Raw genomic sequence first — 10,453 nt, forward strand, 5'->3', positions numbered from 1 at the left:
TTTTTAAAAAGTGAACCGGTCCTTTACACCCGTAATCCTCCTAAATGCCCTCAATTCTTCTAATAGGCGCACTTAAAAAAGGCTTCCGAGCTCGCGTTTTTCAAAAAAAGCGGCTCATTCATATAAGGCCCGAACGATTATAAAATAATGCCTGACACGTAACGATACAAGCTGTCCAAGCAGCGTCTTCGCCGCGAAAAACAGAACTGAAGAAAGCAGGCCCCTATATCTGAGGGCACCTGTCCAACAGCGCCGCAATGCAGCCCGTATGCTTCACAAGCAAGACCCTTAAGCCAACGTCACCGCTCTGCAAAGATCTTTTCTGCCTGTCTAAAAAACGACTGCTCCGTTCGTCCGCCTAAGGCGGTTTCCGTACGACCCGTTTGCAGCCTCAACCAGAACCGTCCCTGCTTCATAAATAAGCATGCGGCTCTGATCCCTTGCTATGAATCATTCGGCTGGATTCTTGTGTGCCCGGTCACCCGGACAGTTTGCTCTCCAGCTTGTCGGTAGGAATGAACTACCGGAAGGTCCCCGCCGAAAAATTCGAACACCTTCACCTCGTCAACTTGCCGGCTCCACGTTATCTTTGCCATACCGGGTCGATTAACCCGCATGTACAATTCAGACGCTTCCCGCGCAAGTTCTGGCGCTTGTTGTTGCTGAAACACTATCCACCCTTCTCTGCATGAGTAAAAAAAACATATACCCATCATATTCATTTTGGCCTCGATTTGCAACTCTCCCGATACAAAATGAGATACAAGCCCCATAATAGCCGGTAAAATCTTGTGTAAAATCGGTATGAGCCTCACCTTCGGCTAGGTACGACTGTACGGTGGCAGGCTCCTTTCGGCTTCCATACGTGTGCTTAACAACCCGTCATGCGACGTCTCGCAGCGATCCGGGAGCTAGCGGCTATCGGTCGATGCCTTCAATTTTAACGAACGCTGTTTCCCCCAGCGGAGTTCAATTCCCCAAGACTTTCTATTCTGCTAAACCATCGCGAGTCTGTCCGTTAGCTCAGGCCTTCTGCGCATCTACATCCGCTTCCGCGAACTGGCGAACTCCTCTTATCCCCCCCCCCCAGAGCCCTCCACTCCACCCTGTTCCCCCCTTCTACACCGCTCAGCCCTCCGTCCCTTCTATTCGCATGCAAAAAAGCCGCTCCTCTCTCGAGAGAAAAGCGGCCTGTACAACCCAATCCACATAGTACTCTATAATCTTATCTATCAGGCAAAATCAAACCCGCAATACGTGTCGGAATTAACCGAGCTCCCGCTTCACGACTTCTACGATATCATTGACGTAGCCTTCCACCGTATCCTTGTCCGGCCCTTCCGCCATCACGCGGATAAGGGACTCCGTCCCGGACGGACGAACCAGCACACGGCCGTTGTCGCCCAGTTGGCTCTCTACGGCGCTGATTGCGCCGGCAATGGCTGCATTGTCCTGCAGCTTGCTTTTATCCGCTACACGCACGTTCACGAGCACCTGCGGGAACTTCCGCATAATCCGCTTTACTTCGCTAAGCGGGCGACCTCCCGCCACGAGGGTGTCCGCGAGCTGCAAGCCCGTAAGAATACCATCGCCGGTCGTATTGTAATCGAGGAAAATAACATGCCCGGACTGTTCGCCGCCCAGGTTGTATCCGCCCTTACGCATCTCTTCCATCACGTAACGGTCTCCTACGGCCGTTTGGGTCGCTTTCAGGCCATGGCCCTCGATTCCCTTAAAGAAGCCGATGTTGGCCATAACCGTCGTCACAATCGTGCTGTGATTGAGCTTGCCCGCACGGTTCATCGCATCTCCGCAGATGCTCAAAATGAAGTCGCCGTCGACTTCTTCCCCGTTCTCGTCAATCGCGATGAGCCGGTCCGCGTCCCCGTCGAACGCAAGGCCGAGGTTCGCGCCGTGCTCCACGACGGCTTTCTGCAGATTCTCCGGATGAGTCGAACCGCAGCCCTCGTTGATGTTGCGCCCGTTCGGCTCCGCTCCGAGCGTGATCACTTCCGCTCCCAGCTCGCGGAAAATCTTAGGCGCCAGCTCGTAAGCGGCTCCGTTCGCGCAGTCCATCACAATCTTCATGCCGCCGAACGAATGCTGCACGGTCGACTTAACGAAGTCGGCGTACAGGAACTTCGCCTTCGGATCATCCGACACGGTACCGATCTCGCCGCCCACCGGCCGCGGCAGCTCGTCGCCGTCCGCGTCGAGCAGGCGCTCGATTTCGAGCTCCGTCTCATCGAGCAGTTTAAACCCGTCTCCGCCGAAAAATTTGATCCCGTTGTCTTCCACGGGATTATGGGAGGCGGAGATCATCACGCCGGCGTCGGCGCCAAGCACGCGCGTCAAATACGCGACGGCAGGCGTAGATACGACGCCGAGGCGGATCACGTTCGCTCCGATCGACAGGAGACCTGCAACCAGCGCCGCTTCCAGCATAGGACCCGAAATACGCGTGTCCTGGCCGATAACTACCTTCGGATGCTGAGCCTGACGTGTCAGCACATATCCTCCACAGCGTCCGATTTCAAAAGCCAGCTCCGGTGTCAGCTCCCGATTGGCTACTCCGCGAACTCCATCCGTTCCAAAATATTTCCCCATCGTTCTCTTCCCCTCTTCTCATAAACGGCACGTGAATGCCAAATCGGTTTCTTTATAAATCCTGGTAACTTGTCATGATTTTAACATATCCCTTATAACTTACGAAGGAAAATTCCCGTTTAGGGGGTTACGGCCTCCTTTTTGGGGACCGTTTCCCCCTCAGCATCCGGTTTCTGGGTTGGAGTCGGAGTCGGAATAGGTGTAGGACTCGGGTTCTTCGACTCGGTTTGCGTCTGAGCCGCCGAAATGACGACCTTGGCCTTCGTGACCTGTGTCCCGCCATCTTTGATGTACGGCGGCAGATTGAGAGTAATCGGCAGTTCGTGCGCCCCCGGAGGCAAATTGCTCACATCCACGATAGCCTGGATATCTTCCGGTTTAACGGCCTCCATTTGAGGCGCCGCTCCTTCCAGGGTCAGCGTAATGCTGCCGTTAGGAGGATCGGTGAACTTCACTTCCGTTCCTTCCGCCTGTCCCACTATTTTCAGAGGGATTCCCGGATATTCCTTTTTGATGGAAGAGACGATTTCGACGGTTACCTGCACCTTCGTCGGCTCAATCTGAGTCACCCCTTTTTGCAAAGGAATGTCCAGCGTAAATTCTTTCGTTTCCTTAAGCCCATCGATCTTGAGCGTAACTCCCGAATAGAAGTCCATGCCGTCCAGCACGTTTTGTGCCCCGTAAACCATGATCTTGTCCGGATTCTGCTTAACCGAACCGATGCTGTAACCGGGAGGTAGATTGCCCGTCAGCTGAATCTGCAGAGGCACCGTTTTAAACGGGCTGGTGACGGGGACATCCACGTCCACTACGGCCGGCCTTATATCGTAAGGCAGCTCGCGGCCTTCTTTGTTATAGACCTTCAGCTTTACCTGCTTCGTTACCGCGGAATCGGCTTTATCTACCGAGATTTCGCCTTGGACCGTGGCTACCTCGTCCGCCTTGCTTGCCGGAACGGTTACGTGCACTTTGCTCGGTTTGGCGATAGGATCGCCGGATTTATAGCCGGGCTGCGGAGTTCCCTTTACATTGATCTTCACAGGGACTTCCTTCATCTCCTGCTCCTCGACGACCACCTTGACGTTCCGCGGCACGATGTCCACCTGCAAAGATGACGGGAAGCCGACCGCCTCGAGCGGAAGGACATACTCCCCTTTACCGCCGGCCTTGGTCAAATCCAGCACGACTTTGTACTCACTCGTACTCACCCGCTTCAGCGCGGAATCCTTCCCTTTCAAAATCACCTGTACCCGGCTGGGCTCAATCGAAGAAATATAATATTTATCCGAATCGTATTTCGGCGTAATTTGCACATTGCTGATCGGCAGCTCTTTAATTCCTCCCGTTGTCGAATTGGTCACGGTAGTGCCTTCCATCCGGACAACCGCCCACAGAAGAATTCCGATAATGACCGCGATCACCCGAACGACATTAGTATTCCTCAGCCATCTATCCACGTTTGCGTCCCTCCCACCATTTCTTGAAAGGGTTTTGACGGTCATTGGCCTTAGGCTTCAATTCATCAAAAAGCTTCGAAATCAAGGATTCTTCCTTGATATCCCGGACGACCTGCCCGTTAAGCGACAGCGAAATTTGTCCCGTCTCCTCGGACACGATCAAACAAACGGCATCCGAAACCTCGCTCATTCCGATAGCCGCCCTGTGCCGGGTACCAAGCTCTTTGCTGATAAAAGGATTTTCCGAAAGGGGCAAATAGCAACCCGCCGCCATCAACTGGTTGTTGCGAATGATGACCGCCCCGTCGTGCAGAGGCGTATTCGGGATAAAAATATTAATAATCAGCTCGGAACTGATCCGTCCGCCTATGGCTATTCCCGATTCGATGTAATCGGTCAGGCCCGTTTCCTTTTCAAAGACGATCAAAGCCCCGATTTTACGCCGGGACAAATAATTCATCGCTTTAATCACTTCGCCGATCCGGATGTTGACGTCCTGGTCCACGTCCATCGAACTGCGTGAGAAAAGCCGGCCGCGGCCCAACTGTTCCAGGGCTCTTCTAAGCTCCGGTTGAAAAATAATAATAATGGCGATCAGACCCACCGTAAACATCTGGTTCATGATCCACTGCAGCGTGTTCAGGTTGAAAGCAACACTGAGCGCCCAGGCGACCAGTACGACAATGATCCCTTTCATGAGCTGTACGGCTCTTGTCCCGCGCAGCAGCATAATTAATTTATAAACCACATAGCTGACAATCGAGATATCTATAATATCTGTGATGGAAATATCTGCGAATAATTCCACTGGAGTTCCCCCAAATCAATGCGTAAAAACCCGGATTTTTATCTTATTTTTATCTGTCTATTCCTTGATAATACCACAATCCGAACAATTCTTCTATTCTACCCATTTCCCGGTTTCCAAAGAAAAAAGCCCTCCGGGATACCCCTCAAGGACTTTAGCTGTATAAGATATGCATGCTGTTTTGTTTAAGCAGGTCAATGCATGAGATCGTTCAGTTTAAACCAGATCCAGCTTAAAGCTTCGTCAATGCGTATTTTATCCCCGGATATGTGAGCAGTCGATGCCAAATTCATGTTTCCGTCGATAACCACCAGATTTCCTTCCACATTGGCGTCGTCTTCTACAACCAGTTGGCCGTTCTCGACCACCAGATTGCCTTTTACCGTCTCTCCTTTGGGCACGATCACTTTATCGCCTTGGATGATTACCCGTTCCAGGTCTGCACCCCGTACCATTAACTCGGTGTTGTTATTCCACAGGGTCATAAAGCTGCCCGCCATCGTTAACAGAAATACAGCCGCTACCGAAACCGCAGGATGTCTGCGGATCCACTGCGTCCACGGCTTCCGCTTCTTAACGGGAGGGAGACTGCCCATAATACGGTTCGTGAGATCACTTGACACGGTAGGTGCAGGGATGGAACGAACGAGCGCATCCGTCGTTTCCATCTGCCGGAACAGCGAATTGCATTCCGGACATGACAAAAGGTGCTGCTTTAGCTCCAGCGCCTGGGCCCCCTGCAAGTCCCCATCCAAATATTCGTGCATCAAAGGGAGGGCCTGTTTGCAATTCATCGAAGCCACTCCTTTCTCGTTCTTGGCCGATAGTGTAATACCATACGTATGGCGGGAGAAGATGTTTCAAAAAAATCGGACTTACAGAGAAAAATTTGCGTCCGTGTCTAATTTCTTTCGTAAATACTCCCGGCCGCGGTGGACCCGTGTCTTGACTGTCGTAACGGGCATGCCGAGTACATCTCCGATTTCCTGAAGCGACATATCGTGGAGATAGCGCAGGATCACGACGGATTTGTATTTTTCAGGCAAGGTTTGAATGGCTCTGCGAATCACCTGCTGTGTTTCCGAAAGAACAATCTGGTCCTCGGGCAGCTCATCTTTGCTCGCAAGCATGGCGTAAAAATCGTTCCCTTCACTGTCCGGCATTTCGGCGTCGAGGGAATAGGTCGGTTTGCGTTTGCGCAGCCGGTCTATGCATAAGTTGGTTCCGATACGGAAGATCCAGGTCGAAAACTTCTGATTCTCGTCATAGCGGTCTAAGTTGTTGTATACGCGCAGGAAAGTATCCTGCACAGCATCTTCGGCTTCCTGCTTGTTACCGAGCATTCTGTAGGCCAGGTGAAATATTTTATCTTTATACAAATTCACCAGTTCCTCAAAAGCACCACGATCTCCATTCCTTGCAAGCTTGGCTAATCGTGTTTCTACTAAATTCAAGATAACTCCTCCAACCCTAGGAAGTACGGGGCTTCTTTTCACTTATGTTCGGTAAAACACACAAAGTCGAGCCGCCCGGAAGGACGGCTTGACTCTTTGTTTCGGTGCCTATGCGATGTTGTCCGTTATCAGCCTGTATTGCGGAGTCCGGCTGCAATGCCGTTGATCGTAAGAAGAACTTCACGCAGCAGGAAGCTGTCGTCTTCGTTATTCTCGCGTGCCCCGCGCAGTTCTTTGATCAAATCTACTTGCAGGTAGCTCAGCGGATCGACGTAAGGATTGCGAAGCCGGATCGATTCTTGAATAACCGGCACGTTGTCGAGAATCTCCTGCTGCCCGGTAATATCCAGAATCAGTTTGGAAGTCAAGTCGTATTCTGCGCTGATCAGCTCGTAAATGCGCTTTGCGATGCTGCCTTCCTTAAGCAGGCTGCCATACTCTTTGGCGATGAGAAGGTCCGCTTTGGCCAAAGCCATCTGCAAACCGTCGATCATGGATTTAAAGAACGGCCAGTTCTCGTACATGTTCTTAAGAACCGACATATTCTCGGCCTTATTCTGATAAAAGTCCTGAAGCGCCGTACCCGCGGCGTACCATGCCGGCAGCAGATAACGGCTCTGCGTCCAAGCGAATACCCACGGAATCGCGCGCAGATCCTCAAAACGGTCGCTGTTGTTCCGCTTGGAAGGACGCGAACCGATATTCAGCTCTCCAACCTCCGGAAGAGGCGTCGACTGCTTGAAGAAAGTCATGAAATCCGGATCGCGGAAAATAAGGTCCTGATACTTATTCTGCGCTTTTTCCGAAATTCCTTTCATAATGCTCTCCCATTCGGTTTCAAGCGGATGTTTTTGCGGATTGCGTGCCAGTACCGCTCCTTTAATCAAAGCAAACGTCGCCTGCTCCAGACTACGGTAAGCGATGCCTTGCAGTGAATAGCGGGAAGAAAGCACTTCACCCTGCTCCGTAATCTTGATGCCGCCGCCGATTGTATCCACTGGCTGTGCCAGAATACTCCGGTTAAGAGGCATTCCGCCGCGTCCGAGCGAACCGCCGCGTCCGTGGAAGAACTTCAGCCTAACGCCGTTTTTGTTTCCGGTATCCGTCAAGGCACGCAGCGCGACGCGCAGCTCCCAGTTAGCGGTAATAACGCCGCCGTCTTTGTTGCTGTCGGAATACCCCAACATGATTTCGTGCATAGGCGCCGCGGAATTCAAGCTTGCACGGTAAGCCGGTATTTTAAACAGCGTATCCATAATTTCAGGAGCCGCATGCAAATCGTCGATCGTTTCAAAAAGCGGAACCGACTGAATGGTGCTCACAACCGTGCCATCGGCTTCCTTGCGATAAAGTCCTACTTCTTTCGCAAAAACCATAACTTCCAGCATGTCGCTCGCGCCCTGAGTCATACTAATCAGATAGCTGTTCAAGCAGTAGCGTCCGAACTCATGCTGGGCCTTATAAATATTTCTATATACATCCAGACATTCCTGAGTAGACTCGGAGTATTTCATGTATGGGGATGTAATCGGACGCGGCTCATCGAGAAGCTTGCTCAACAGTTCAATCTTCTCATTTTCTTGGAGTGTGCTGTAATCCTCCACGATACCGATCCGGTTTAGGATTTCCGTCATGGCCAGCTCATGTTCGCGGCTGTGCTGACGAATGTCGAGGGTAGCCAGATGAAACCCGAATAATTCTACCTGACGAATCAGCTTCTTGATATACCGGTCCGCCGCATAATCGGCGTAATGGCTCCGCAAGCTTCTTTCGATCACATAGAGATCCGCAATCATTTCGTCCGGCGAGGTATACTTCTGGAAGTTCGCTACTTGAGTATTTCCCGTGTTTTTGACTTTCTCGATCATATAGGCAATCTTTGTGCGGTACGGCTCGTCGTCATTGCTCCAGAAATCATTGTGGGGACCAAAAACTTCATGATCGGCCTCAATAGATTTCTGCAGCTCATCACTGATCTCGGCAAGATTCTTGCTGAAGCTTAAGTGATACATGACATCCACGAGAATTGTTTCATACTTCTTTAAGGCAAGGCCGCGGTGCAGCTCCAGCGTCTCCCACGTGACATGAGAGGTAACCGAAGGGTTGCCGTCACGGTCTCCGCCGATCCAGGAACCGAATTTAAGGAAACTAGGTACGTGCCAAGTCTCATTCGGGTAGTATTTATCCAGACAACGTTCCAATTCTTGATAAACTTCAGGAAGAACATCGAACAAGGTTTCATCAAAATAATAAAGGCCATTCTGAACTTCGTCGATAACAGTCGGTTTCCGGTTGCGCAGTTCATCGGTTTGCCAAAGCGTCATAACCTCAGCCAGAAGCTTTTCTCTAAGCTGTTCTCTCTCCCGGTAGGTTAGCGTTGGATTGTCGAGGTACATCACGTCCTGGGAAATACGCTGGTGAATATCCAGAACTGCACGGCGTGTAGCTTCTGTAGGATGGGCAGTCATAACGAGTTCAAGCGAGATCGTCTGCAAAATTTCCTGGACCTCTTGGTAGGAAATCTGATTTTGCTTCAACTGCTGAACAATGCTTTCGATGGAGCCAGGCTGAACCGTTTCTCCCGAGGAACGCTCATAATCGCGTTTTCTGCGAATACGGTGGGTTTGCTCGGCAATATTAACGAGTTGAAAGTAAATCGCAAAAGCACGAATAACCTGGTGACGAATTTCAGGCTGCAGCCCGTCGATCGTCGTTTTAAACTCCGCATAAATGGCTGGATCATATTGAGCCCGAAGGGATTTACTCAGTTCGCGGATCTTCTCTACGACTGCCAGAAGCTCATTGCCTCCCTGATGGACCAGTACTTCCCCAAGGATATGCCCAAGAAACCGCACATCTCTGCGAAGCAAGTTGTTAGTAGAATTTTTCTGAACGATTGTTTCGTTATCCGACATGTCCTCGCCTCTTCTCTCTACTGATAATCACACCAAATTTCGTCTGATTTCATACTCATTTCAGAATATTTTACCACATTCACGCGTTGCATTATAGCTATTTTTGACGAAAAATGCCTGAGAATTAAAGGAAAGCTGAGTAAGATTTAACTCAAGCCCGATTCTGGATAAATAAAAAAAGATCTCATAGAGATCTTTGTTAGTTATGTATGGAGCGGGTGATGGGAATCGAACCCACGCTACCAGCTTGGAAGGCTGGAGTTCTACCATTGAACTACACCCGCATACATATGGTCGGGACGACACGATTTGAACATGCGACCCCCTGGTCCCAAACCAGGTGCTCTACCAAGCTGAGCTACGTCCCGAAATATGAATGGCGTGCCCTGAGAGATTCGAACTCCCGGCCTTTTGATTCGTAGTCAAACGCTCTATCCAGCTGAGCTAAGGGCACATATGAAATTATGGAGCGGAAGACGGGAATCGAACCCGCGACCCTCGCCTTGGCAAGGCGATGCTCTACCGCTGAGCCACTTCCGCATAAAACTGATGCGCGTGGAGGGACTTGAACCCCCACGTCAAAGACGCTAGATCCTAAGTCTAGTGCGTCTGCCAATTCCGCCACACGCGCAAGTTGGAAACATGGTGAGCCATGAAGGACTCGAACCTTCGACACCCTGATTAAAAGTCAGGTGCTCTACCAACTGAGCTAATGGCTCGTACTAAAAATGGCTGGGGGTATAGGATTTGAACCTATGCATGACGGAGTCAAAGTCCGTTGCCTTACCGCTTGGCTAACCCCCAATAAAACATGGTGCCGTCGAGAGGACTTGAACCCCCAACCTACTGATTACAAGTCAGTTGCTCTACCAATTGAGCTACAACGGCATGGTGGTGGACGCTGACGGGATCGAACCGCCGACCCTCTGCTTGTAAGGCAGATGCTCTCCCAGCTGAGCTAAGCGTCCGCCCAGTAATGACCCGTAGGGGATTCGAACCCCTGTTACCTCCGTGAAAGGGAGGTGTCTTAACCCCTTGACCAACGGGCCTTAAGAAGCTTCCAACCGGATTCGAACCGGTGACCTCTTCCTTACCATGGAAGCACTCTACCTACTGAGCTATGGAAGCGTGGCTCCCCGAACAGGACTCGAACCTGTGACAACTCGATTAACAGTCGAGTGCTCTACCAACTGAGCTATCAGGGAATATCGC

Annotated in this window: 6 protein-coding genes and 12 tRNA genes; all 18 read right to left on the reverse strand. The window is 51.1% G+C overall.

What is annotated here, in order from left to right:
- Positions 1-1,266: 1,266 nt before the first annotated feature.
- Positions 1,267-2,607 carry a phosphoglucosamine mutase gene (gene glmM / locus PCH01S_RS25340; RefSeq protein WP_042234444.1) on the reverse strand — a complete coding sequence of 447 codons (1,341 nt, stop codon included), beginning with the start codon at positions 2,605-2,607 and terminating at the stop codon, positions 1,267-1,269.
- Between the two features lie 119 nt (positions 2,608-2,726).
- Positions 2,727-4,064 (reverse strand): CdaR family protein, encoded by a 1,338-nt coding sequence (locus PCH01S_RS25345; protein WP_042234447.1) that lies wholly within the window; start codon positions 4,062-4,064, stop codon positions 2,727-2,729.
- On the reverse strand, positions 4,057-4,872 hold the full coding sequence (cdaA, locus tag PCH01S_RS25350; protein WP_042234450.1) for a diadenylate cyclase CdaA: 816 nt from the start codon (positions 4,870-4,872) through the stop codon (positions 4,057-4,059). The genes PCH01S_RS25345 and cdaA overlap by 8 nt, the downstream gene beginning before the upstream one ends.
- A gap of 194 nt (positions 4,873-5,066) precedes the next feature.
- Positions 5,067-5,666: a zf-HC2 domain-containing protein gene (locus PCH01S_RS25355; RefSeq protein ID WP_042234452.1), complete on the reverse strand. Its 600-nt coding sequence runs from the start codon at positions 5,664-5,666 to the stop codon at positions 5,067-5,069.
- Positions 5,667-5,747: 81 nt separating this feature from the next.
- Positions 5,748-6,326: an RNA polymerase sigma factor SigW gene (sigW, locus tag PCH01S_RS25360; protein WP_009675029.1), complete on the reverse strand. Its 579-nt coding sequence runs from the start codon at positions 6,324-6,326 to the stop codon at positions 5,748-5,750.
- Between the two features lie 128 nt (positions 6,327-6,454).
- On the reverse strand, positions 6,455-9,241 hold the full coding sequence (ppc, locus tag PCH01S_RS25365) for a phosphoenolpyruvate carboxylase (RefSeq protein ID WP_042234455.1): 2,787 nt from the start codon (positions 9,239-9,241) through the stop codon (positions 6,455-6,457).
- Between the two features lie 210 nt (positions 9,242-9,451).
- Positions 9,452-9,525: transfer RNA gene (locus tag PCH01S_RS25370), tRNA-Gly, on the reverse strand.
- Between the two features lie 7 nt (positions 9,526-9,532).
- Positions 9,533-9,609: transfer RNA gene (locus tag PCH01S_RS25375), tRNA-Pro, on the reverse strand.
- 9 nt (positions 9,610-9,618) lie between these two features.
- Positions 9,619-9,695 (reverse strand) — tRNA-Arg (locus PCH01S_RS25380).
- A gap of 11 nt (positions 9,696-9,706) precedes the next feature.
- Positions 9,707-9,781: transfer RNA gene (locus tag PCH01S_RS25385), tRNA-Gly, on the reverse strand.
- Positions 9,782-9,791: 10 nt separating this feature from the next.
- Positions 9,792-9,872: transfer RNA gene (locus tag PCH01S_RS25390), tRNA-Leu, on the reverse strand.
- A 12-nt stretch (positions 9,873-9,884) separates the two neighbouring features.
- Positions 9,885-9,960, reverse strand: a tRNA-Lys gene (locus PCH01S_RS25395).
- A gap of 10 nt (positions 9,961-9,970) precedes the next feature.
- Positions 9,971-10,045, reverse strand: a tRNA-Gln gene (locus tag PCH01S_RS25400).
- A gap of 8 nt (positions 10,046-10,053) precedes the next feature.
- Positions 10,054-10,129 (reverse strand) — tRNA-Thr (locus tag PCH01S_RS25405).
- A 4-nt stretch (positions 10,130-10,133) separates the two neighbouring features.
- Positions 10,134-10,209 (reverse strand) — tRNA-Val (locus PCH01S_RS25410).
- A 9-nt stretch (positions 10,210-10,218) separates the two neighbouring features.
- A tRNA-Glu gene (locus PCH01S_RS25415) sits at positions 10,219-10,290 on the reverse strand.
- A 6-nt stretch (positions 10,291-10,296) separates the two neighbouring features.
- A tRNA-Thr gene (locus PCH01S_RS25420) sits at positions 10,297-10,369 on the reverse strand.
- A gap of 1 nt (position 10,370) precedes the next feature.
- A tRNA-Asn gene (locus PCH01S_RS25425) sits at positions 10,371-10,446 on the reverse strand.
- Between the last annotated feature and the right edge of the window lie 7 nt (positions 10,447-10,453).

It is taken from the genome of Paenibacillus chitinolyticus NBRC 15660, from assembly GCF_000739915.1.
GTDB lineage: Bacteria > Bacillota > Bacilli > Paenibacillales > NBRC-103111 > Paenibacillus_F > Paenibacillus_F chitinolyticus.